The following is a 22,185-nucleotide window of genomic DNA, read 5'->3' as shown; positions in this document are numbered from 1 at the left end:
GCGGCTCCTCGGCCTCGGTCACTGACGTGCCGGGCCGCAACCCGCTCGCCCTCGCCGAGGGTGCGCTGCTCGACGAGTCGCTGGTCCCGGGGTCGGTGGCCGCCCGCCGGGCGCGCATCTCCGAGCCGCACGTCGCCGACCTCAACGCCCTGGCCGAGGAGGTCGCCCGCGTCGAGGGACGGCGGGTCCCGTGGTTCGACCCGGCCGGCGGGGGAGCGGCGGCCCCGGTGCTGCTGCTCCTGCAGGACCCGTCGCGCACCGCCGCGCACGGCTCCCGGCTGGTCAGCCGGCACAACAACGACGTCACCGCCCACCACCTGCACCGGCACTGCACGGACGCCGGGCTCGACGTGCGCGCCACCGTCGTCTGGAACGTCGTCCCCTGGTGGGTCGCCGACCCGGCGGTCCCCGCGGCGGAGCGGGTCGGCCTGGTCGCGGCCGCCCGCCGCGCCCGTCCGCACCTGCACCGGCTGCTCGACCTGCTGCCGGCGGCACGCGTCGTCGTCCTGCTGGGCCGGCACGCCCAGCGCGGGTGGGACGACGCCGGGATCGACGCCGGCGGCCGCGCCGTCCTGCGCGCTCCGCACCCGTCGCCGAACGCCTACATCAACACCGACCGGGCGACGGGGCGGCCCAACCGCGAGCTCCTCGCCGAGACGCTCGCCGACGCGGCCCGGCTGGGCCTCGCCTCGTCACGCTGAGCGCGGCGGCTGGGCCCCGACCACGCCGGCCACCACCGCGGCCGCCGCGTGGCCGGCGCGGACGGCGTCCAGGACCGGCGACCCGGCGCGCCAGCCGGCCAGCACGCCGGCGGCGACGGCGTCCCCGCAGCCGGTGGTGTCCCGCAGCCGCGGCACGGGCGCCACCGGCACCTCCTGAACGCCCGCCCGCGTCAGCACCCGGGTCGGCCGCGCACCGGCGTGCACCAGCACCAGCTGCGGCGCCCACCCGGGCAGGTCCCCGGCCAGCCCGAGCTCCCGCGCCTCGGCGGCGTTGCAGACCAGGACGTCCGGCCGCAGCCCGGCGAGCAACCCGACGTAGGCGTCCGCGCCGTGCGCCCGGATCCGGGTGGCCGCGGCCACGTCGACGGCGACCGGCGTTCCGGCGTCGTGCGCCAGGTCGGCCGCAGTTCGCAGCGCGTCCGGGAAGCGCAGCAGGTCGTAGCCGTCCAGGTGGACGACGGCCGCGTCGGCCAGCCACCCGGGGCGGACGTCGGCCGGCTCGAGCCCGCCCTCGCCGCGGTCGGTGAGCAGCGTGCGTTCGCCGTCGGGGTGGACCAGCACCGTCGACAGCGGCGTGCGGCCGCGGCGCACCACCGCCGTCTCCACCCCGCGCCCGGCCAGCTCGGCGAGCAGCCCGTCGGCGAGCGGGTCCGCTCCGGCCCAGCCGGCCAGCCGCGCCGGCACGCCCAGCCGAGCCAGGTTCGCCGTCACGTTGGCCGGCGCGCCGCCGACGGTCGTCGTCCGCACGACCCGCTGCTGCCCGCCGACCACCAGCGGTGCGGACAGCTCCAGCACCGAGTCGGCCACCAGTTTGCCCAGCGCCACCACCGGACCCCGCCCGGCGTCGCGGGGCCAGCGGGGCGTGTCGTCGGCCGCCGGCCGAGGTGTCACCCGGGTGGGCGCAGGCGGATGCGCCGCTCAGTCACCGCCTCGACGCGCTCGCGGCTGTAGCAGAGCGGGAACGCCTGCCCGCGGCTCCACATCTCGAACAGGTCGGCGTAGTGCGGGCTGTCGGGGTCGCCCGACTGGCCGGGGCTGTTCACCACCAGCGAGCCGTCCCAGTCGCCGACGTCCACGACGATCCGGAAGGTCGCCCCACCGGTCTGCACGAAGGTGTCGGGGAGGTACGCGGTGTTGCCGACGGTGTCGCCGCTGCCGCCGCGCGGCGCGGGTCCGACCGCGAGCCGAGCCCGGGTGTCCTCGGACAGCAGCGCGGACAGCGGGTGGGCGAGGCGGGAGACGTGCAGCCGCCCCCACGCCCACTGCGCGCGGTCCGGCCCGAGCAGCCGCTCCACCTCGGCGACGGCCGACGCCAGGGTCGAGCGCAGGATCTCGTCGACGACCGCCTCGCCGTCCTCGCCCAGCCACTCGACGGGGCGCTCGAGGACCGCCAGGTCTCCCCGCGGGTCGGCCAGCAGGCTCTCCTCGGGCGTCACCCGCGCGACGACGGCGTCCACCTCGTCGGCCGGCACCAGCCGGGCCACCGCCGCGCGGAGCAGGGCGGGCCGCAGGTGACGCCGGTACCACACCTCGAACAGCGCGCCCGGGGCCGACTCGGGGGCCAGGTCGCCGTCCCAGGCCGTCAGCAGCCGCAGCGCGTCACTCGTCGTGACGTCGTCGGTAGCGGCGTCGTCGGCGCTCACCCGGGCCAGCCGCCGCACGATCCGGCGGGCGGGGAGGCTGACGAAGTCCGACTGCAGCCGGAGGAGGTCCTCGGGCGAGAAGCGCCGGTCGCCGGCGAAGACCTCGGCGAGCCGCTCGGCCCTCGACGGGGGGTACCAGTCGAACGAGACCACCTTGTCGTGGGCCGGGTAGTCCTCGGGCAGGTTCATCTCGTTCGCGGTGGCCAGCCAGCCCCGCTCCGGGTCGGTGGCCACCGGCAGCTCGTCCATGTCGCGGAAGCCCGCCCACTCGTAGCGGCCGTCGCCGGGCACCGGCAGGGTGCCGTTCCAGGTGGGCCGGATCGGGGTGAGCCCGGCCGGTTTCCAGCCGATGTGCCCGGACGGGTCGGCGAACAGCTGGTTCTCCGGCGGCGCGCCCCAGCGGTTCATCGCGGCGAGGAACTGGTCCCAGTTGGTCGCCCGCATGTAGTCCATGCTGCCCAGGTAGGGAGCCATGCCCGGCTCCAGCCAGGCCGCCCGGACGGCGAACGCGGTGGAGCGCTCGGGGTCCTCGTGGACGACCGGGCCGTGGCGGGTGTAGCGCAGCTCGACCTCGACGTCCTCGCCACCCTTGACGCGGACGGTGTCGCGGACCACCCGCATCGGCTCCCAGCGGTCCTGGTACCGGTACTCCAGCGGGTCGTCCGGGTTGGTCCGGTAGACGTAGAGGTCCTCCTGGTCGATCGAGAAGATGGTCAGGCCGAACGCGATCCGCCCGTTGTGACCGATCGAGATGCCCGGCAGGGCCGGCTCCCCGGCGCCGATCACGTCCAGCCCGGGCGCGGACAGGTGCGCCAGGTAGCGCAGCGAGGGGACCGACAGCGCCCGGTGGGGGTCGTTGGCCAGCAGGGGCCGCCCGGTCGTCGTCCGCTGCGGGGCCAGCACCCAGTTGTTGCTGCCCTGCTGCGCCGTCTCGCGGACCCCGGAGAGGTCGGGTGGATCGATCGCCAGGCGGTAGACGCGCAGCACGTCGTCGGGGATCAGCGACAGGTCCAGGCCCTCGGGCACCACCAGGTCGACCGGCGGCTCGCGGCGGCGGCGCAGGTCCTCGACCCGCGGGTCGTGGTCGCGCAGGACCAGGGCGCGGGCGACCTCGGAGTCGAGGTTGTAGTAGAGCCCGTTGGAGCGGATGCGGGCGAAGTCCTCCGGCGCCCACAGCGCCGGTTCGTAGCCCAGCTCGCGGAACTCCAGCGGCAGCCGCTCGCGGTCGGCCAGGACCAGCCGGACCCAGGCGTTGACGCCGTCGACGAACGCGGTCGCCACCCGCTTGGTGTCCGAGCCGTAGGACAGCCACTCCGGGTGCATGTCCCCCCGGTAGGAGAACAGCCGGGACGCCCGGTCGCGCTCGACCATCGACGGGCCGAACACCTCGGCGAGCAGGCCGAGCCCGCGGCGGCGCCAGAAGTCCAGCTGCCACAACCGGTCGCGGGCGGCGTTGAAGCCCTGCACCCGGAAGACGTCGTAGAGGGTCGAGGCGTACAGGTGCGGGACGCCCCACCGGTCGATGAGGATCTCGGCCGGCCCGTCGAGGCCGGGCAGCACGTGTTCCTCGTCCGCGGTCACGCTCGTCCCTCTCAGGAGGCGCCGCGCGTCCCGGACTCGGCGTACTCCGGGTGCTCCGCCGTCCACCGGTCGAGCGGGTGGGCGGCCTTCCACCGGTCCACGTACTCGCTGATGGTCTCGAAGACGACGCCGTCGTGGCCGGAGACGTGCTGCAGCAGCCGCTCGAGCATGAGCATGCGGTGCCCCCGGCCGATCACCTGCGGGTGCATCGTCAGCGCGTACACCGCGCCCTCGGCGTGCCGGTAGGCGTAGTCGAAGTCGCCGCGCCAGATCTCCTCGATGTCGGAGGGGCTGGTCAGCCCGGAGTTGCTCCCCCACACGAACTCGAACGGGGGGAAGTCGTCCAGCCCCCAGGTCACCGGGACCTCGACCAGCTCGACCGGCCGGCCGAAGACGTAGGGCTCCGTCGGGGACGCCTGGTCGCCCTGGCGCAGGTAGTACGGGTGGACGTCGTTGCCCATGCAGCTGGAGTCCCAGTCGAAGCCGAACTCGAGCAGCAGGTCGATGGTGTTCTCGCTGAAGTCCCAGGCGGGCGAGCGGTAGCCGCGCGGGCGGACGCCGACGACCCGGTCGAACGCCTCGAAACCGCGCTCCAGGTTGCGCCGCTCCCCGTCCCGGTCGAACTTCTGCGGGTTCTCGTGCACCCAGCCGTGGTGGCCCAGCTCGTGGCCGCTGTCGCGGATGCGGCGGACCAGGTCGGGATAGGCGTAGACGCTGTGGCCGGGGACGCAGAAGGTCGCCCGCACCCCGTAGCGCTCGAGCAGGGCGAGGATCCGCGGGATGGCCGCGGCGCCGAACTCGCCCCGGGACATCATGCTGGGGCTGGTGGACCCCATCGACCCGATCCACAGCGAGATCGCGTCGAAGTCCAGGCCCAGGCAGACCGAGACGCGCGGTGGGGTGCTCGTGGGATCGGCCATGACTCCTCCGTCCTGCTGGCGGACCGTCGGCGTCGTGTACCGGCGTCCAGGTCGTGCACCGGCGTCCGGGCTGCTGCCGGCACGCGACCAGGATCGCGCCGTCGCGTCCCGCCGGGAACCCCTTCCCGGTCCGCGGACCGCGCGCCGCCGCTCCGACGCCTCGGCGCCCCGGTCGCCGGGCAGGCGACCGGGGCGTCGGGGTGCCCGCGTCCGCGGCGTCAGGCGACCCGGCGGGCGCCGGCGTAGCTCGGCATGGAGTCGAGCTTGATGACCTTCACGACCGAGCCGCTGGTCGGGGCGTGCACCATCTGGCCGTTGCCGATGTACATGCCCACGTGCGAGACCGGGCTGTAGAAGAACACCAGGTCCCCGGGCTTGAGGGCGGACTTGGCGACCGGCGTGCCGAACGTCGACTGCGCCTTGGAGGTGCGCGGCAGCGAGATGCCGGCGGCCTTGTAGGCGTACGAGGTCAGCCCCGAGCAGTCGAAGGCGTTGGGACCGCTCGCGCCGTACACGTACGGGTCGCCCACCTGGGCGAGCGCGGTGTCGACGGCGACCTGCGCGGCGCTGCTCGACGCGACGGCCGCGGTGGCCGTGCTGGCGGCCGAGGCCGGGAGGGGGGAGAGGGCGATGCCGGCGCCGGCGATGGCGGCGACGGCGATCCCGCGGAACGAGCGGCGGGCAGTGGACGTGCGTGCAGTCGTCATCGACGACGGGTCTCCTGTTCTCCACGACCGCCTACCGGGTTAGCTGACGGGTTCGGACGGGGGAGTCGCCCGGCGCGACCAGGTCGCGCTTCACCCCAGTGCTGCGGTGGGTCCCCGGCCCGTGCACCGGCCACTCCGGCGCACGGTTCGGCGGCGCCCGGCGGGTGTCACCAGGTCGGTGACGGCAGGCCCTCCGGACGGCGAGCGACGCTAGGGGCGTGCCGCGGCAGCCTCCAAACCCCGGACCGGCTCTCCGGACGGCGACGCGCGGAAACCGCGACTCGCCGTGCTGACCACGGCAGATGCTGACAGGAGCAGAAGGGCCGCCTTGGCGAACCCGCAGGTCAACGGGTTGCGGACAATCTCGTGCCGAGACGGAGTGTCCCCACACACAGTGATGGAGCATGGACGCACAGCGGTGGGATCCCGGTGGTTGGACCAGCGGCCCACCGGGCACGACCACGGACGAACAACGGGCGAGCAGCGAGGAGGAACACCGTGGCCGGCATGTTGAGGAAGGTCCTGGCGTCGGGTCTGGCGGCGAAGGTCATCCAGGAGGCCCGCAAGCCGCAGAACCAGGCCAAGATCCGGGAGTTCATCGCCAAGGTCGGCGAGCAGAACAAGAAGCGCGGCGGCGGCCGGGGCTACGGTCGCGGCCCGGTCCGCTGACCTCCTGACCCCGATCCGGCGCCCCCTGCTCCTTCCGCGGGCAGGGGGCGCCGGTCGGCGCAACGCGTCCTCGACCGCCGTGGCGCGGCCGGCCCAGCAGACCCGCGGCTACGGCCGGCCGGCGTGGGGGACGTCGACCTCGGTGGCCAGCAGCACCGCCTCGCGCACCGGCGCACGGGTGTGCTCGTAGAAGTCCGGCGCGCAGCACACCAGCAGCGTCCGGCCGTCGTCCCCGCCGAGCATGCAGGCGAACACGCCCAGCCCGTCGGGTGCGGCGACCTCGTCGACGATCGCGCCGCCCTCGGCGATCCGCGCCACCCGGCTGCCGATCGCGTCCGCGGCCCAGATGTGCCCCTCGGCGTCCAGCGCGCAGCCGTCGGGGGCCACCACGAGCTGGCCGAGCACCGCCTCGGTGGTCCGGCCGGTCACCTCCGGACCGAGCGACGCCCACACCCGCCGGTTCGCCAGCGACCCGTCGTCCCCGAGGTCGAAGGCGGTGTACCGGTTGCCCAGCGTCTCCCCGACGACGAGCGTGCCGCCGTCCGGCGTGATCACCGACCCGTCGGGGAAGTGCAGCCCCTCGGCGACGACGGTCACCGCGCCGTCCTCGCCGACCCGGCGCGCCGTTTCCCCCGTGCACCCCCCGGGCAGGGCCGCACCGTTCCCCCGCCCCGACAGTGAGGACGACGACCATGCAGGTCGGCTACAAGCTCGCCACCGAGGCCTTCGGTCCCGAGGAGGTCATCCGGCAGACGGTCCGCGCGGAGCGGGCCGGGTTCGACTTCGTCGAGATGAGCGACCACTTCCACCCGTGGCTGGACGACCAGGGGCACGGCGCGTTCACCTGGTCGCTGCTCGGCGCCATGGCCGCGAGGACCGAGCGGATCGGCCTGGCCACCGGCGTCACCTGCCCGATCATCCGCTACCACCCCGCGGTGATCGCCCAGGCCGCCGCGACGGTGCAGATCCTCTCCGGCAACCGGTTCACCCTCGGCATCGGCGCCGGCGAGCGGCTCAACGAGCACGTCGTCGGCGTCGGCTGGCCGGCGGTGCACGTCCGGCACAAGATGCTCCGCGAGGCGCTGGAGATCATCAAGCTGCTGTGGCAGGGCGGCTACCAGACCTACGACGGCCAGTACCTGCAGCTGGAGGACGCCCGCGTCTTCGACCTGCCCGACCAGCTGCCGGTGATCGCGGTGGCCAGCGGCGGGCACAACGCCTCGGTGCTGGCCGCCGAGTGCGGCGACGGGCTGTTCGCCACCGAGCCGCGCGGCGAGCTGGTCGAGGCCTACCGGGACGCCGGCGGCAAAGGCCCGCGCTACGCCGAGGTGTCGATGGCGTGGGCGGCCGACGAGGAGTCCGCCGTCCAGGAGGCCCTGGACAAGAGCCGGTGGGCGCTGTCGGGCTGGAAGGTGATGAGCGAGCTGCCCAACCCGGTCAACTTCGCCGCCGCCAGCGAGACGGTCAAGCCCGAGGACATCAAGCAGCAGTTCTCCGTCGGCCCCGACCCCGAGGTGCACCTGCAGAAGGTGCAGCCCTACGTGGACGCCGGGTTCGACCACGTCGTGCTGCAGAACGCCGGCCCGGACCCGGACGGCTTCCTGGAGGTCTGCGAGCGCGAGCTCATCGACCGGGTCCGCGGTCTGACGCCGTCGTCCTGACCGCGGCCGGCCGGCGTCCCCGACGGCGGTCAACCCACGAGGCTCGGGATGAGGCTGACCACCACGGCCAGGATCACCGTCCCGAAGACGAACGACAGCAGGCACTGCGCCAGGACGGCCTTGCGCATCGTGGTGTCGGTGAGCGTCGGGTCGGACGTGGCGAAGGAGGTCCCGACGGTGAAGGCGAGGTAGGCGAAGTCGCTGTACGCGGGCGGGGTGTCCTGCTTGAAGTCGATCCCGCCGGGGCGCCCGGTGTAGTACAGCCGCGCGTAGGTGAGGGCGAACAGCGTGTGGACCAGCGCCCAGGAGAGCACCGCGGTCGCGGTCCCCAGGCTGATCGCCGTCGCCCGGGCGCCGCTGTGCGCGTCGACCGACCCCAGCAGGGCCAGGGCGACCCCGCCCAGGCTGACCAGGGCGGCGCCCCAGAGGAGCAGGTCGACCGACCGGCGGGAGGGGTCCTCGCGGCTGGCCAGCCGCCGGGTCCGCGCGGCGTCGCAGGGCCAGCTGATCCGCCACACCCAGGTCAGGTAGACGGCGACGGTGACGTCCCAGACCGCCAGCGGCCACAGCCGGGTCTCGACGAGGGGCAGCAGCGGCAGGCTCGCGAGCACGCCGGCGAGCAGCGACACCGTGGCCTGCACCCACGAGTCGGCCCGGCGGTCACCTCGACCCCGCCCTCCGGCGACCTCCTCGGGGTCGGTGTCCGCTGCCCCGCCCGGCCGCGCCCGCGCCCGCCCGGGACCCCGGGGCGGGCGGGCGGTCGGGCGATCGGTCACCGGAGGGCTCCTCCCGGTCGGGTCGACGGCGGGACACGGGGAGCGCCGGTCAGCGACCCCGGTGCAGCGCCGCGGCCACCCCGGGGAGCCCGGCGGCGGCGAGCGCGGCGACCGCACCGTGGTAGCGGCTCACCCAGCTCTGCGGGTCCCGGCTCCACGAGCGGTCGCTGAAGCGCCCGCGGGCACCGAAGTCGCGCCCGTCCGGCCCGTCGGCAGGGGAGAAGAGGTCCACCGGCGCGTCCGGCGGGTCGTCCGCCTCGGTCAGCTGGCCGGAGTAGCCGTTCCTCGCCAGGTACCAGTCCAGGAACTGCGGGGTGTCCACCCCGGGCGCGTACACCTGGGTGATGCGCACGTTGCTGCCCTCGTGCCTCAGCTCGGTGAGCACCGACTCGGTGAAGCCCTTGATGGCGTGCTTGGCCCCGCAGTAGACGCTCTGCAGGGGGATGCCGCGCCGGCCCAGCGCCGAACCGGTCTGGACGACGACCCCGCGGTCGCGCGGCTTCACCCGCCGCAGCGCCGCCATGGTGCCGTGCACGAAGCCGAGGTAGGTCACCCCGGTGACGCGGCGGTACTCCTCGGTGGTCACCTGGTCGAACGGGGCGAACACGGTGGAGAAGGCGACGTCGCACCAGACGTCGACCGGGCCCAGCTCGCGCTCGACCCGGTCGGCGGCGGCCTCCACGGCCTCGGCGTCGGAGACGTCGACCGGCACGACCAGCGGCGTCCCACCGGCCGCCCGGACGTCCTCGGCCGCCCCGGCCAGCCCCTTCTCGCCGCGGGCCAGCAACGCGACCCGGTCGCCGCGCCGGGCTAAGGCGACGGCGGTGGCCTGCCCGATCCCCCCGCTGGCGCCGGTCACCACGACCACCCGGCCGCTGTCCGTGTCCGTCATCGACGACTCCCTCGGGCTCGGGGTCGACCGGCGGTGGCGCTCGTGGCTCGGCGACCTGCGAGAGCGGGCACCGTCGCCGTCCACGGGTGCGGACGGCGGTGCCCCCGCGGCCTCCTACCCGTCCCCGGGGCGGCGACACGGGGCCCGGCCGTGGACGCGGTGCGGGCGCAGGGGGACGGGTGCCGGCTCGACGGGGTGCGGGAGGCCGACTAGCGTCGCCGCCGGGGACCGACCACCCCGGTCGGGCAGGGGCGTCGATGGCCGAGAGCGCCGAGGAGCGGCCGCGGGGTCACGAGGTCCTGGCGGCCGCCGGCACCGTGCACGGCCGACAGTGGGCTCCCTGGGGAGCTCTGCGCTACGCCGTCGGTGTGGGCGTCGTGCTGGCCGTGGCCACCACGCTCGCCGATCCGCGCGTGGGCGTCGCCGCCGCCTCCGGTGCGGTCAACGCCGGCTCGGTCGGGCTGACCAGCGGCCTCGACCGACCCCGGGCGGTGATGGCCACCTCGGTGGTGGTGCTCGCCGGCGCGGCCTTCCTCGGGTCGGTCACCGCACCCACACCCGTGCTGGCCCTGGTCACCCTGGCCGGCCTGGGTGCCCTGGCCGGGCTGCTCACCGCGGGCGGGGCCGCCGCCGGCGTCGTCGGGGTGCAGGCGATGGTCGGGTTCGTCACCCTCGGCCACTTCCCGCTGCCGCCGGTCCGGACCGTCCTGCTCTGCCTGGTCGTCGTCGCCGGCGGCGCCGCGGAGATCCTGCTCGGCCTGGTGCTGCGCGTCGACGTCGCCCACCGGGCCCTGCGCCTGCTGCCCCCACTGCGCTCCCGCGTCGCCGCGCCCCTGGACCACCGGCGCCGACCGGCTGCACGCCTGGTCCGCGACACCACCCGGGCGCTCGTGCACCCCGACGCGCGGACGCGGTGGCACGCCCTGCGGCTGTCGTCGTGCCTCGTCGTCGCCCAGCTCGTCGCCCTGCAGCTGTCCGGCCTGCGCGGCTACTGGGTCACTCTGACCGTGCTCAACGTCCTCAAGGCCGACTGGGTCACCACCGCCAGCCGCGGCCTCGAGCGCTGGCTCGGCACCGTGCTCGGCGTCCTCACCATCGGCCTGTTCGCCGCGATCGTCCGGCCCTCGGGTGTGCTCCTGCTCGTCGCGGTGACCGTCGTGGTCTGGGCCGCCTTCACCGTCGAGCCGGTCCACTACGGGCTCTACTGCCTGTTCATCGCCGGCTACGTCGTCCTCTTCCTGCAGGTGGTCCAGGCGGCGCCGGCCGACTCGGCGGTCTACCGCGCCCTCGACACCACCATCGGGGCCGTCCTCGCCCTCACCGCGCTCACGTTCGTCCCCCCGCGTCCCGCCGGCTTGCGCCACCCGCACTGAGCTCGTCGTCCACCGCTGACCTGCGGGCACAGGGTGGGGTCACCCGCGTCTGGGCACCGGCGCGAGGGTCGGGCCGCTCCCGGGGTCCGCGACGAGGTGGTGCAGGTCCACCAGGATCAGCAGGTGGGCGAGTGTGGCGCCGGGGCCGACCAGCCGGACGGTGCACCCGCGGCTGCCGGCCAGGTCCCGTGCCCGGGTGAGGGCCCGCAGGCCCTCGGCGTCGCAGAAGGTCACCCGCGTGAGGTCGATGGTCCAGCTCCGGTGGGGGCTCCCGGCGAGCGCGGCGAGGGCGTCGCCCAGGTGGTGGGCGCAGGCCCGGTCGAGTTCACCGGACAGTCGGATCCGACCGGCGGACAGGTCGATCGACACGAGGAGCGGGCGCGAGTACTCCTCGGCCACCGCCGGGACAGCAGATGGGCACATGACGTCCCCCTCCCGGGGCGCCGCGGCCGGTGGACGGACCCAACCGGTTGACGGCGTCCCACGGACATCCACGTCAGGCCGGGTCTTCGACCTGTTTGCGACGTTAACAGCCGATCGGCCGACACGCCCGGGCCAAGCGGAAAAGCACCGGAGGATGGGTTCAGCACGTGCCCGCGTGGGCAGGACGTGGCCGTCGGCCCTGCCTCCGACGTCCCAGCGCCCGCTCGGCAGCCCGGTCCCCGGGTGGGCGGGAACCGCCGTCCACTCCCGATCGGCGCCCTCCCGACACACCACCGCGGTGCCGCTGACGGGGTGGCGCACGCCTCCCGCACCGATGGAGAGACCCCATGAGCCGGCCCGACCAGCAGCAGACCCCGCCCGGCTCCGAGACGCGCATGGACCCCAGGCCCGACCACGACGAGCAGAGCTACCGCTGCCCGGCGACGTGTCCGACCCCGCGAACTGCCGGGCGATCGTCGCCGAGGCCGTCGAGGCGTTCGGCCGCATCGACGTCCTGGTCAGCAACGCCTCGACCCGGCGCACCCACGAACGGCTGTCCGCCGTCCGCTGACCGCGGCCGGCTACGCCCCCCGGCTCATCGCCGGGCTCGGCGAGTAGGAGGACCCTCCTGCCCCCCACGATGAGAGGACCCGTCCTCCTCACCCCTCGCACACTCGAGGTGAGCCTCGGGACGGAGCCGGCGGCGGGGCCCTGCAGGAGGGCCGCCCCACCCAACAACAAGGAGGAGAACCAGTGCCCGACCAGTACACGATGCAGGACCCCACCACGCAGTACCCCGGCCCGACCGAGGAGATGGCCCAGACCCAGGAGGGCCCGGGCCTCGAGCAGGACATGCCCATCAAGCCCGACGCCGGGGAGGAGACCTACCGGGGCACCGGGCGGCTGACCGGGCGCAAGGCGATCGTCACCGGCGCCGACTCGGGCATCGGCCGGGCCACAGCCATCGCGTTCGCCCGCGAGGGCGCCGACGTCGTCCTGAACTACCTGCCCGAGGAGGAGGCCGACGCGCAGGAGGTCGTCACGCTCGTCGAGAAGGCCGGCCGCAAGGCCGTGACCGTTCCGGGCGACCTGAAGGACGAAGCCTTCTGCCAGCAGCTGGTGCAGACCGCCGTCGACGAGCTGGGCGGGGTGGACATCCTGGCCAACATCGCCGGCCGGCAGCAGTTCGTCGAGGACATCGCCGACCTGTCCACCGAGCAGTTCGTCGACACCTACACCACGAACGTGTTCGCGATGTTCTGGCTGTGCAAGGCCGCGATCGCGCACATGCCGCCGGGCTCGACGATCATCAACACCGCGTCGAAGGAGTCCTACCAGCCCTCGCCGATCCTGCTGGACTACGCCTCCACCAAGTGGGCGATCAACGGGTTCAGCAAGGCGCTGGCCCAGCAGGTGGCCGAGAAGGGCATCCGGGTCAACGTCGTGGCGCCCGGCCCGGTGTGGACGCCGCTGCAGGTCGCCGGCGGGCAGCCGGAGCAGAAGCTGACCCAGTTCGGCGGGTCGGCGCCGCTGGGCCGTCCGGGCCAGCCGGCGGAGATGGCCCCGGCCTACGTGTTCCTCGCCAGCCCCGAGTCCAGCTACGTCATCGGCGAGACCCTCAACGCCAACGGCGGCTCGCCCACCCCGTGAAGGACCCCCTCCTCCCCCCTCGTAGGAGGACCCTCACCCCGAGTCCCCCGCCAGCTCAGGGCACGCCAGGCGAGGACCGGGTGCCCTGGAGGGGGCCTGCGTCCCGGCGGGCCGCCGGCCACGGTGCGGCGGCCCGCCGGGCGCTGGACCGCCGTACCGTCCTCCGGCCAGCCCGGGCACGGCTACCGGGTGGCGCGGCTGGCCCGCGACCTGTTCGACGTCCTGGAGGCCCTCGACCTGCGCGACGCGACCGTGCTCGGCTGGTCCCTCGGGTGCCCGGTGGTCTGGAGCTACCTGGAGCTGTTCGGCGCGCACCGCCCGCTGGACCCCGGCCGTGGTCGCCCTCGCCGCGCTGGTGCCCGTGGGCGGGCCGCCCACCGGGGCCAGCATGAACCCCGCGCACCTTCGGGCCGACCTGGCACAGCGGGCAGTTCCCCCGCTGTGGATCCACCTGCTCGGGCCGTGCGTCGGTGCTCTGCTCGCCGCGGCCGCGTTCCCGGTGGTCAGCTCCGGCCGCCGGGTCCTGACCGCGGAGCTGTTCCACGACCGCCGCTACCGCAGCATCCACACCGACGCCCTCGGCACGGTGCAGCCGGAGCCGGGCCGCCCGGCCTGACCGGCGGGGGACAGGCGTCCTCGGCATGCTCGTGCTCTGCCCACCGTGATGGGCAGAGCACGAGCATCGGCAGAGCACGAGCACCGCGGCGAGGACATCGGCCGGCTGCGTCAGTCGCCCTTGACGTTGACCACCTGGCGCAGCGTGTGCCGCACCTCCACCAGGTCGGCGGCGTCGGCCATCACGACGTCCACCGGCTTGTAGGCGTCGGGGTGCTCGTCGAGGAACGCGTCCGAGCGGCCCCAGGCGATGCCCGCCATGCGCCGGTCGAGGTCGGCCCGGGTGAACAGCCGCCGCGCGGCGCCGCGGGAGTGGTTGCGCCCGGCGCCGTGCGGTGCGGAGGTCAGCGACTCGACGTCGCCCTTGCCGACGACGACGTAGGACGCCGTGCCCATCGAGCCCGGGATCAGCCCCCACTGGCCCGCCTGCGCGGAGATCGCGCCTTTCCGGGACAGCCACACCTCGGCGCCGTAGTGCTCCTCGCGCTCGGTGTAGTTGTGGTGGCACTGGACCACCTGCACGCGCCGGACCTCCTCGGCGAGGAAGCGCGACACCTGGTCGGCGACGCGGTCCATCATCTCCTCGCGGTTGAGCGCGGCGAACCGCTGCGCCCAGCGCAGCGCCTCGATGTAGGCGTCGAACGCGGGCTCGCCCTCCTCCAGGTAGGCGAGGTCGCGGTCGGGCAGGTCGACGCCCCGGGCCCTCGTCCGCTCCTGCGCCACCCGGATGTGCTTGGTCGCCAGCTTGTTGCCGACCCCGCGCGAGCCCGAGTGCAGGAACAGCCACACCTGGTCGGCCTCGTCGAGCGACACCTCGATGAAGTGGTTGCCCGACCCGAGGGAGCCCAGCTGCAGCGGCCAGTTGGGCGTGACGGCGTCGGCCTGCGCCGCCCCGGGCAGGTCGCGCAGCTCGGCGACCCGTGCCGCGGCCGTGTCGCGCAGCTTCTTGTTGTAGCGGCCGGCCGACAGCGGGACGGCCCGCGAGATCTGCGCGTGCAGGACCGCCAGGTCGCGCCCGCGCAGGTCGTCGCCGGTGAACTGGGTGCGCACGGCCATCATGCCGCAGCCGATGTCCACCCCCACCGCGGCCGGGATGATCGCGCGGTCGGTGGGGATCACCGAGCCGACTGTCGCGCCCAGGCCCAGGTGCGCGTCGGGCATGAGCGCGACGTGCGGGTGGATGAACGGCATCGACGCGGTGCGCTCGGCCTGCAGGCGGGTGGTCGGCTCGAGGATCGACGCCCAGTTGAGCAGCCGATCGTTGATCTTCTCCATGGTCCTTTCACTTCTCGCGGGGGGACAGGGTGCCGCGCGGCCGGTGCAGTGAACGCGAACACCACCCCGCGCCGCATCTCCATTACCCGGCCCGCGCCGGTCCGGCGCCGGACCGTCCGCCGGCGTCTTGTCGCCGCCACCCATCGCGAGGACGCTGTGGCGCCCATCCACCGGCCGCGGCGCTGCGATCGGGCGTCGCCCGTCAGCGAGGAGCCACCCCGTGCTGTTCCACGTCAGCTTCCGCGTCGAGCACACCCGCCTGGGCCGCGACGAGTTCTGGGAGGATTGGGAGAAGGAGACCGAGGCGGCGCTCGCGGCGATCGACGCCGGCGTCATCAAGAGCCTCTACAAGGTATCCGGGCAGCGCCGGGTCATCGGCATCGTCGACGTCGAGTCGCACGACCAGCTCGACCGGATCGTCATGGGCGACTTGCCGATGAGCCACCACCTCACGCTCGAGGAGGTCCTCCCCGTCCGCGAGTACAGCGAGTTCGCCGCGGACGTGCGCAAGCGCTGGCAGTCCTGAGGGAGCCGGCGTGCCGGCCGAGCGGCCGGCGGGATGACCGGCTCCGCCCGTCCAGCAGCCGCGGCCCGACCACCGTTCAGCCGTCCCCGCCGTCGCCGCGGTGGCGGCCCCACCCGCGGCCCCGCTTGCGGTCGGGCTCCCCGTCGCCGGCGTCGTTCCCGCCGGTCGTGGCCGGCTGCGCCGTCGGGGTCGGGGTGGCGGTCGGGGACGGCGCGGGTGGCGTGGTCGGGGGCGGGGGTGGGGCGACGGCGTGGGTGACGGTCACCGTCGTCCCCACCGGCACCTCGCCGACCGTGTCCAGCGCGAGCACCTGACCGGCGGGGACGTCGGAGGTCTCGACGCCGCGCAGGGTGACCAGCAGGTCCAGCCCCACCAGCCGGGCCTGCACCTCGGCCACCGGCCGGCCGACGTAGTCGGCGGCGGCCAGGCGGACGCGGAGGACCGGCGGGGACGGCGGCGGCGTGGGGGACGGCGCGGGGGACGTCGGGGTGGGGGACGCCGCCGACGGGCTCGCGGCGGGCGCGGGAGCGCCGCGGGTGCCGAGGAGCAGCAGCCCGCCGGCGACCGCGACCACCAGCAGCAGCGCCGCGGTCAGCGGCACGAGCAGCAGGCGGCGCGGGGGGACGTCGTCCTCCCCGCCGTCGTCGGCCACCGGGAGCGGGGTGGGCAGGGTGACGGTGGGCGGCGTGTGGGTGGGCGGCGTGTGGGTGGGCAGGGTGCCGGTGGGCGCGGGGACGACGGGCAGCACGCGGGTCTCGCTCCGCGCGGACCCGCGCCCGGCGGCGACGTCGTCTACCGCGGCCAGCAGCGCCGCCCCGTCGGGGATCCGCTCGGCCGGGTCCTCGGCGAGGGCCCGGCCGACCAGCCGCCGGACCGGCTCCGGGACGTCGGCCGGCAGCGGGTCGGGCGCCTGCCGGAGCCGCTGCACGGCCACCGCGACCGGGTCGGCGCCGTCGAAGGCGCGGCGACCGGCCAGGCACTCGTAGGCCACCGTGCCCCAGGAGTAGACGTCGCTGGCCGCGGTCGCCCTGTCCCCCCGGACCTGCTCGGGGGCGAGGTACTGCGCCGTCCCGACGACGTGACCGGTCGGGGTGACCGACGCGTTCGCCGCCGACCACGCGATGCCGAAGTCGGTGATCTTGAGCGTGCCGTCCGGGGTGACCAGCAGGTTGCCCGGTTTGACGTCCCGGTGCACCACCCCGGCCGCGTGCGCCGCGGCCAGCGCGGCGGCGGCCTGGCCGAGCAGGTGCAGCGTCTGCTCGGCGGTGAGCCGGCGCTCGCGGCCCAGCAGGTCGGACAGCGGCTCGCCCTCGACCAGCTCCATCACCAGGTACACCAGCCGGTCGCCGCCGGCCGCGGCGGGCTCGACCTCCCCGTAGTCGTGCAGGACGGCGACGTGGGGGTGGATGATCCCCGCCGACAGCCGGGCCTCGCTGCGGAAGCGGGCCAGGAACACCGGGTCGCCGGTGTACTCGCGGCGCAGCACCTTGACCGCGACGGGACGGCCCAGCACCAGGTCCTCCGCCCGCCAGACCTGGCCCATGCCCCCGGTCGCGAGCAGGGACCGGAGCCGGTAGCGGTCGGCGACGACGTCGTCGGGCTGCACGCGCGCTCAGCCCCGGGCAGGCCGGTGCCGGCGGACCCCGTCCGTCGCGTCCATGCCGGATCCCCTCCTCCCGGGCAGCCGTCACCGACAGTACGTGATCGACTCGACAGCGCGACCGCCCGGCGCCCCGTCGGTCAGCGTCGTCCGGTCCCAGCCGCCCCAGGGGTCACCCGCGCCACCGGCGGCGGCGCGGGCCGTCCCCGCCCTCGGAGCCGCGGGCGAGCGACTCGGCCAGCTCCCGCGGCCAGCCGTCGTCGACCAGCAGCAGCTCCAGCTGCCGGCCCAGGACGCCGCCGGCGTCGGCCGCGGGCAGCTGCGCGCCGAAGAGCACCTCGCGCAGCGCCCAGCCCAGCCCGGCGCCCACCCCGGTCGCCACCGCGACGGCGAGCTGCTCCACCCCGGCGGCGTCCAACCGCAGCGCCGCCCACCGCAGCACCGGCGGCAGGCACGACGTCGGGACGGCGCCGTCCAGCCGGGCCAGCCAGCCGGCGTCGGCGACGAGCAGGTTGCCCAGCAGCGCCCGCCGCTCGTCGTCCCACTGCTCGGCGCCGGCCCGCCGCCACTGGTCGGCCAGCGCGTCGCCGACCACCCGGCGCCGGGTGGCCAGCAGCGCCAGCTGCCAGTGGTCGCCGGTCAGCCGCAGCAGCGGCAGGTCGACGCCCAGGCTCAGCGCCTGCTCGACCAGCAGGCCGGTCGCGCGGTCCAGCCGGGCCACCCGCCGGCCGCGGGACACCTGGTCGGCGACGGCCCGGCACAGGTCGCCCTGGGTCACGCCGGCCAGCCCGACGGCGAGCCCGGCCGGGCCGGCCGCGCCGTCGAACACCTCGTCGAGCAGCGCCGCCACCACCTCGGTGCGGACCAGCTCGGCGGCCGCGGGCTCCCGCTCGACCGCCGCCCGCAGCGACGCCTCGACCAGCGGGCTGCCCTCGGCCGCGTCCAGCGCGGCGGCGGTGTTGCGCCCGCGGGCCAGCCAGCCGGGCGCGGCGGGGGACTCCAGCACGCAGGCCAGCTGGTCGGCGGTCAGCGCGGCGGCGTCCCGCTCGGCCCAGGCGTCCGCGAACAGCCAGGCGTCCAGCCGGCGCAGGTCGGCCACGTCGTCCGGCGGCAGCTCGGCCTTGCAGACGGCCTCGAGCAGCGTGCGGGCGCGCTCGGTGTCGGCCGGGGCCCGCGGGGGTGCGGTGCCCGGCTCTGCGGCGGCCAGCTCGACGGTGACCGGCGCGGTGTCGCCGTCGTCCGCCCGGGGGCCGGCGTGCAGCGAGACGGCGGCGGTCAGCGCCCGGGGCAGCACGGCGAAGACGACGTCGGCCACCTCCCGGCCCGAGGGCGTCCGGCGTGGCAGCGGGCAGGTCCCGCGGTCGGCGGCGAGCGCGGCCAGCACCCCGGCCAGCAGCGGGGTGAGGGCGTCGACGTCCTCGGCGGTCAGCGCGGGCACGGTGCGGTCGGCGAGCGGCACCCGCAGCGGCGTGAGATCGGCGGTGGGGAAGCAGTCCTCGGGCAGCGCTGCGAGCAGCCGGCCGGTGCGGCGCAGCTGCAGCAGCTCGCGGACCCCGAGCCGGCCGCTGCCGTCCCACAGCAGGTGCACGAGGTAGTTGCCGGGCCGGCCGAAGCCGTCGGCGCGGGCGGCGACCTTGCGGTAGAGCACCCGCCCGTCGCCGCGGTGCAGAAACCCGTAGGCCTCGCCGTCCTCCGGCCGGAAGCCGACCAGCGCGCCGAGCGCCGCGCGGCTGCGCCCGACCTCGGCCGGCCAGTCCGCGGACCGGGCGAGGACGCCGAACCCCGGGCCCTCCAGGGTGCGGGCGGCCGAGGTGTAGAGCGCCTGCGGGCAGGCCCGGCCGCTCATCCCGACCACTCGCGGGACAGCCCGGCGCCGTGCTCGTCGACGTCCAGCCCGTCGTCGGGGAGGAACCCGGCGCGGGCCAGCAGCACCAGCAGCGGGTCGAGGCAGCCGGCCGGGGCGATCCGCGGGTAGCCGCCGTCCCGGGCGTCCGCGCCGGTGGCCGAGACCGCGTGCACGGTGGGCCGCGGCAGCCGGTGCAGCGCCGTGGTGAGCAGGTTCGACCCGCCCTCGGCCTCCAGGAAGTCCACCAGCCGGGAGCTGGTGCGGTGCACGTCCTCGAACCGGTGCGCCAGCGGCACGGCGGCGAGGTCGGGGTCGCCCAGGGTGTCGGCCGGGAAGTCCGCCACCGCACGCAGCTTGTCCGCCTTGGTGAGGACGACGGCGGTCGACACCCCCTCCAGGGCGCTGTCGGGGTGCAGGTGCCGGGCGCTGCGCACCAGGTTGGCCAGGTTCACCACCATCTGGGTGTGCCGGGCCAGGCCCAGGGACTCCTCGCCCGGGTCGGCGAGGTGCCGCAGCCCCGGGAACACCCCGGGGGCCAGCATCACCAGGAACGCGGTCGCGGCGTACAGGAAGCGCCCGTAGCGGCCCATGTCCTCGCTGCGGTAGAGCTGCTCGCCGGAGGCGTCGAAGAAGACCAGGTTGACCGAGCGCTCGGCCCCGCCGCGGCCCGGGCCGCGCAGCACCAGCGAGAACGGCTCCGGCGAGCTGCCCTCGCCCAGCAGCGGCGGGGTCAGCGGCAGCTGCTGGCGCGCGACCAGCAGCCGGTAGCGGGCGTCCTCGAAGCGGGCCGCGCTGTCCTCGTCCATCTCCACCGAGACGCCGAGCGGGGCCAGCGCCCCCTCGTGCAGCTGGTCGACGAGCACGGTGAGGTAGGTGCTCTTCGACGCGCCGGTCAGCCCCACCAGGCCGACGACGATCGTCGGCCGGTCGAGGAACGACGGCGGCAGCCGGTGCCCGCGCGGGCAGGTGGGGCCGACGTTCGCCGCGGCGGCACCGGCGGCGTCCTTGAGCGTGGGCGGGGGCAGCGGCTCGCCCCGCAGCGGGTCGAGCCAGCGCTGCCAGCGGCTGCGCCGCTCGGCCGGCGGGCGCCGCGGCGCGCCGGTGGCGTCGCGCCACACCGGCGCGTCCAGGGGCTCCAGGCAGCGGGGGCAGACGCGCACGGGCTCAGCGGGCGAAGACGGCGAAGAAGACCACGGCGGTCGCGCAGAGGACCGCGAGCAGCACCCGCCGCCGCTCCCGGTAGCGCTGGCGACGCGCGTCGAGGCGCTGCTGGGCCAGGGCCCGCTCGTACAACCCGGACACGGTTCCTCCTCGGGGCGCCGACGGTTCAGCCGGCTGTTCAGACCACGATCACGGTTCAGACGACGATGCGGTAGACGACGGCCAGCAGCAGCCCGGCGACGATGCCCAGCAGCACCATCGCCGCGAGCGCCGCCGCGTAGCCCGACCGGGTGTCGGCGACCGCCCGCTCCCACCGGCCCAGCTGGTAGCGCGCCGCCTCGGCCAGCGCCTCCGGCGAGAGCAGGTCGCGCACCGTCGTCCGCGGGTCGGGGACCTGCGAGGTCTCGCCGAGCCAGCGGGTCCCGGCCTCGACCTGGCGGAGCAGCCGGGCCACCGGGGGACGCCGGTCCGGGGCGAACCGCAGCGCCTGGGTGACGCTGCTCCGCAGGTCGGGCGGCACGTGCCTGAGATCGAGCCGGCCGGCCCGCAGCGCCAGGTAGTAGTCGGCGTCGGACATGGTGTCGTCGGGGTCCACCGGGTGGACGGCGCCGGCGGCGTAGGCGATGACCATGCCCCAGCTGTAGACGTCGCTGGCCTCGGTGAGCGCGGCGCCGGCCAGCTGCTCGGGGCTGGCGAACAGCTTGGTGCCGACCACGGTCAGCCCGGTGGTGGCGGTGCCCGGTGCCGGCTCGGGCCCGACGTAGCGGCTGATGCCGAAGTCGACCAGGCAGACGTCGCTGCCGGAGATGACGATGTTGCCCGGCTTGACGTCGCGGTGGACGACGCCGGCGGCGTGCACGTCGCGCAGCGCCCGCAGCAGCCCGATCGCCACCCGGCGCAGCTCCTCGGTGTTGAGCCCGCCCGACCGGCGGGCGAGGAACTCGTCCAGCGGCGTCCCGGCCACGTACTCCTGCACGTAGTGGGGCGCGTCGGCGTCCAGGTCCTGGTCGACGATCCGCGCCACGCGGGGGCTCTTCACCCGGGCGGCGTTCTCGACCTCGCGGGCCAGCCGGCGCCGGGCCAGCTCCGGCGCGGCCTCGGGCAGCCGCTTGATGACGACCAGGGGGGCGTCCGGGCCGGCCGAGCCGACGAAGACGTCCGCGCCCTGGCCGCCGCGCGGCAGCCGGCAGAGCAGGTCGTAGGGGCCGATCCGGTCCGGGTCGCCGGGGTCGAGCAGGTCGATCTGGCGCGTCGCGGCCAGGTCGGCGACGGCTCCGGTGGGGTGCAGCGCCTCGTCCACGCGGTGCGGCCTCCCGTCGACGGCGGTGGGGGCGACGGTAGGTCCTCCGCCTGTGAGGCAGATGGCAGCCGGCCGCCTGTGCGGTGCATCCAGCCCGCCATGGTGCGCCAGTCCGAGGACCCACGACATCCGGGACGTCCCCCATCCCGACCCTGAGACGTCGGCGGACGACCCCCGATGCATGCATGGTGCAGGCGGAGCTGCTACCTTGATGCCATGCCGGTCTCCATGACCATCCGGAACGTCCCCGACGAGACCCGGGACGTGCTCGCGGCGCGGGCTGCGCGGGCCGGGCAGTCGTTGCAGGAGTACGTCCTGGCCGAACTGAACGCCCTGGCCGAACGACCCAGCCCCGACGAGTTCTGGGAGCGTGTCCGGCACCGCGTCCGGGCCACGGGTACGCGGGTGCCGGTCGAGGCCATCCTGGAGGCGAAGGACGCCGATCGAGCGTGACGCTCGTCGTGGACTCCTCCGCCGTCGTCGCGGCCCTCGTCAACGACGGACCGGAGGGCGACTGGGCCCGGGAAGCGATGGAAGGACAGCCCCTGGCCGCTCCGGCCCACCTCTTCGTCGAGGTCTCCAACTCGCTGCGACGCAACGTCATGGCCGGGCACCTCACCCGTGACGTGGCGGCGCTGGCCCACCACGACCTCGCGCAGCTGCGGGTGGCGGTGTTCGGCTTCGAGCCGTTCGCGGAGCGGGTCTGGGAGCTGCACCCGACCGTGACCGCCTACGACGCCGCCTACGTCGCCCTGGCCGAGGAGCTGGACGTCCCCGTGGTGACGCTGGACCGGCGCCTGGCCCGGGCGAACGGACCCACCTGCACCTTCCTGACGCCGGACTGA

24 protein-coding genes and 1 riboswitch are annotated in these 22,185 nt (G+C 75.5%); of the genes, 10 read left to right on the top strand and 14 right to left on the bottom strand.

Annotated features, from left to right (window positions below; all coding sequences use genetic code 11):
• Window positions 1–26: 26 nt before the first annotated feature.
• Window positions 27–701, top strand: coding sequence for a uracil-DNA glycosylase family protein (locus DQ238_RS11260; protein ID WP_158550770.1), 675 nt, complete (start codon window positions 27–29; stop codon window positions 699–701).
• Here DQ238_RS11260 and DQ238_RS11255 read toward each other — a convergent pair.
• The 4 genes from DQ238_RS11255 to DQ238_RS11240 all read right to left on the bottom strand — a co-directional run bounded on the left by DQ238_RS11255 (window position 693) and on the right by DQ238_RS11240 (window position 5,573).
• Complete coding sequence (locus DQ238_RS11255; protein WP_113781360.1) at window positions 693–1,613, bottom strand: carbohydrate kinase family protein; 921 nt, start codon at window positions 1,611–1,613, stop codon at window positions 693–695. The two genes, DQ238_RS11260 and DQ238_RS11255, sit on opposite strands and share 9 nt — an antisense overlap.
• The gene (locus DQ238_RS11250; RefSeq protein ID WP_199506280.1) at window positions 1,610–3,946 is read right to left on the bottom strand and encodes a penicillin acylase family protein; all 2,337 of its coding nucleotides are present in this window, start codon (window positions 3,944–3,946) and stop codon (window positions 1,610–1,612) included. The genes DQ238_RS11255 and DQ238_RS11250 overlap by 4 nt, the downstream gene beginning before the upstream one ends.
• Window positions 3,947–3,957: 11 nt before the next feature.
• On the bottom strand, window positions 3,958–4,866 hold the full coding sequence (locus DQ238_RS11245; protein WP_113781359.1) for a polysaccharide deacetylase: 909 nt from the start codon (window positions 4,864–4,866) through the stop codon (window positions 3,958–3,960).
• A 218-nt stretch (window positions 4,867–5,084) separates the two neighbouring features.
• On the bottom strand, window positions 5,085–5,573 hold the full coding sequence (locus DQ238_RS11240) for a C40 family peptidase (RefSeq protein WP_113781358.1): 489 nt from the start codon (window positions 5,571–5,573) through the stop codon (window positions 5,085–5,087).
• Between the two features lie 12 nt (window positions 5,574–5,585).
• Window positions 5,586–5,724, bottom strand: a riboswitch (cyclic di-AMP (ydaO/yuaA leader).
• 347 nt (window positions 5,725–6,071) lie between these two features.
• On the opposite strand from DQ238_RS11240, the gene DQ238_RS23205 reads away from it, so the two are divergent.
• Complete coding sequence (locus DQ238_RS23205) at window positions 6,072–6,242, top strand: hypothetical protein (protein ID WP_199506279.1); 171 nt, start codon at window positions 6,072–6,074, stop codon at window positions 6,240–6,242.
• 108 nt (window positions 6,243–6,350) lie between these two features.
• Here the strand turns inward: DQ238_RS23205 and DQ238_RS11235 are convergent, their stop codons facing one another.
• Entirely contained in the window at window positions 6,351–6,893 is a 543-nt protein-coding gene (locus DQ238_RS11235; RefSeq protein ID WP_255418044.1) for an SMP-30/gluconolactonase/LRE family protein, read from the bottom strand.
• A 41-nt stretch (window positions 6,894–6,934) separates the two neighbouring features.
• Here DQ238_RS11235 and DQ238_RS11230 point away from each other — a divergent pair, with 41 nt between their 5' ends.
• Window positions 6,935–7,903, top strand: a complete 969-nt coding sequence (locus tag DQ238_RS11230; protein WP_113781357.1) for a TIGR03557 family F420-dependent LLM class oxidoreductase — start codon at window positions 6,935–6,937, stop codon at window positions 7,901–7,903.
• A gap of 29 nt (window positions 7,904–7,932) precedes the next feature.
• Here DQ238_RS11230 and DQ238_RS11225 read toward each other — a convergent pair whose 3' ends face one another.
• Window positions 7,933–8,679 carry a DUF1345 domain-containing protein gene (locus tag DQ238_RS11225; protein ID WP_158550769.1) on the bottom strand — a complete coding sequence of 249 codons (747 nt, stop codon included), beginning with the start codon at window positions 8,677–8,679 and terminating at the stop codon, window positions 7,933–7,935.
• 49 nt (window positions 8,680–8,728) lie between these two features.
• Window positions 8,729–9,571: an SDR family oxidoreductase gene (locus DQ238_RS11220; protein WP_113781355.1), complete on the bottom strand. Its 843-nt coding sequence runs from the start codon at window positions 9,569–9,571 to the stop codon at window positions 8,729–8,731.
• Between the two features lie 257 nt (window positions 9,572–9,828).
• On the opposite strand from DQ238_RS11220, the gene DQ238_RS11215 reads away from it, so the two are divergent.
• Window positions 9,829–10,944 carry an FUSC family protein gene (locus DQ238_RS11215; RefSeq protein WP_113781354.1) on the top strand — a complete coding sequence of 372 codons (1,116 nt, stop codon included), beginning with the start codon at window positions 9,829–9,831 and terminating at the stop codon, window positions 10,942–10,944.
• 39 nt (window positions 10,945–10,983) lie between these two features.
• On the opposite strand, the gene DQ238_RS11210 is transcribed toward DQ238_RS11215, so the two are convergent.
• Complete coding sequence (locus DQ238_RS11210) at window positions 10,984–11,367, bottom strand: STAS domain-containing protein (RefSeq protein WP_113781353.1); 384 nt, start codon at window positions 11,365–11,367, stop codon at window positions 10,984–10,986.
• A 445-nt stretch (window positions 11,368–11,812) separates the two neighbouring features.
• On the opposite strand from DQ238_RS11210, the gene DQ238_RS24070 reads away from it, so the two are divergent.
• The 3 genes from DQ238_RS24070 (at window position 11,813) to DQ238_RS11190 (ending at window position 13,633) form a co-directional block, all read left to right on the top strand.
• Window positions 11,813–11,938 (top strand): hypothetical protein, encoded by a 126-nt coding sequence (locus DQ238_RS24070; protein ID WP_255418042.1) that lies wholly within the window; start codon window positions 11,813–11,815, stop codon window positions 11,936–11,938.
• A 182-nt stretch (window positions 11,939–12,120) separates the two neighbouring features.
• Window positions 12,121–13,017 carry an SDR family oxidoreductase gene (locus DQ238_RS11200; RefSeq protein ID WP_305037566.1) on the top strand — a complete coding sequence of 299 codons (897 nt, stop codon included), beginning with the start codon at window positions 12,121–12,123 and terminating at the stop codon, window positions 13,015–13,017.
• Between the two features lie 334 nt (window positions 13,018–13,351).
• A complete protein-coding gene (locus DQ238_RS11190; protein WP_113781352.1) occupies window positions 13,352–13,633 on the top strand; it encodes an aquaporin in 282 nt (93 codons plus the stop codon).
• 110 nt (window positions 13,634–13,743) lie between these two features.
• Here DQ238_RS11190 and DQ238_RS11185 read toward each other — a convergent pair whose 3' ends face one another.
• A complete protein-coding gene (locus tag DQ238_RS11185) occupies window positions 13,744–14,907 on the bottom strand; it encodes an RtcB family protein (RefSeq protein ID WP_113781351.1) in 1,164 nt (387 codons plus the stop codon).
• 220 nt (window positions 14,908–15,127) lie between these two features.
• Here DQ238_RS11185 and DQ238_RS11180 point away from each other — a divergent pair, with 220 nt between their 5' ends.
• Window positions 15,128–15,433, top strand: a complete 306-nt coding sequence (locus DQ238_RS11180; RefSeq protein WP_199506278.1) for a muconolactone Delta-isomerase family protein — start codon at window positions 15,128–15,130, stop codon at window positions 15,431–15,433.
• Between the two features lie 76 nt (window positions 15,434–15,509).
• On the opposite strand, the gene DQ238_RS24240 is transcribed toward DQ238_RS11180, so the two are convergent.
• From DQ238_RS24240 to DQ238_RS11160, 5 genes are all read right to left on the bottom strand, one after another.
• Window positions 15,510–17,039 (bottom strand): serine/threonine-protein kinase, encoded by a 1,530-nt coding sequence (locus tag DQ238_RS24240; protein WP_305037565.1) that lies wholly within the window; start codon window positions 17,037–17,039, stop codon window positions 15,510–15,512.
• 166 nt (window positions 17,040–17,205) lie between these two features.
• Window positions 17,206–18,879 (bottom strand): hypothetical protein, encoded by a 1,674-nt coding sequence (locus DQ238_RS11170; RefSeq protein WP_147263053.1) that lies wholly within the window; start codon window positions 18,877–18,879, stop codon window positions 17,206–17,208.
• The gene (locus DQ238_RS11165) at window positions 18,876–20,039 is read right to left on the bottom strand and encodes a hypothetical protein (RefSeq protein WP_113781349.1); all 1,164 of its coding nucleotides are present in this window, start codon (window positions 20,037–20,039) and stop codon (window positions 18,876–18,878) included. The genes DQ238_RS11170 and DQ238_RS11165 overlap by 4 nt, the downstream gene beginning before the upstream one ends.
• Window positions 20,040–20,043: 4 nt before the next feature.
• Entirely contained in the window at window positions 20,044–20,181 is a 138-nt protein-coding gene (locus DQ238_RS22790; RefSeq protein WP_158550768.1) for a hypothetical protein, read from the bottom strand.
• A gap of 55 nt (window positions 20,182–20,236) precedes the next feature.
• The gene (locus tag DQ238_RS11160; protein ID WP_158550767.1) at window positions 20,237–21,340 is read right to left on the bottom strand and encodes a serine/threonine-protein kinase; all 1,104 of its coding nucleotides are present in this window, start codon (window positions 21,338–21,340) and stop codon (window positions 20,237–20,239) included.
• Between the two features lie 216 nt (window positions 21,341–21,556).
• Here DQ238_RS11160 and DQ238_RS11155 point away from each other — a divergent pair, with 216 nt between their 5' ends.
• Both DQ238_RS11155 and DQ238_RS11150 read left to right on the top strand, forming a co-directional pair.
• The gene (locus DQ238_RS11155) at window positions 21,557–21,793 is read left to right on the top strand and encodes a hypothetical protein (RefSeq protein ID WP_113781347.1); all 237 of its coding nucleotides are present in this window, start codon (window positions 21,557–21,559) and stop codon (window positions 21,791–21,793) included.
• Window positions 21,790–22,185 carry a type II toxin-antitoxin system VapC family toxin gene (locus DQ238_RS11150; protein ID WP_113781346.1) on the top strand — a complete coding sequence of 132 codons (396 nt, stop codon included), beginning with the start codon at window positions 21,790–21,792 and terminating at the stop codon, window positions 22,183–22,185. Before DQ238_RS11155 ends, DQ238_RS11150 begins: the two co-directional genes overlap by 4 nt.

The organism is Geodermatophilus sp. TF02-6, assembly GCF_003319115.1.
In the GTDB taxonomy this organism is placed as follows: domain Bacteria; phylum Actinomycetota; class Actinomycetes; order Mycobacteriales; family Geodermatophilaceae; genus Geodermatophilus.
This window is presented reverse-complemented; position numbering and strand designations above follow the sequence as displayed.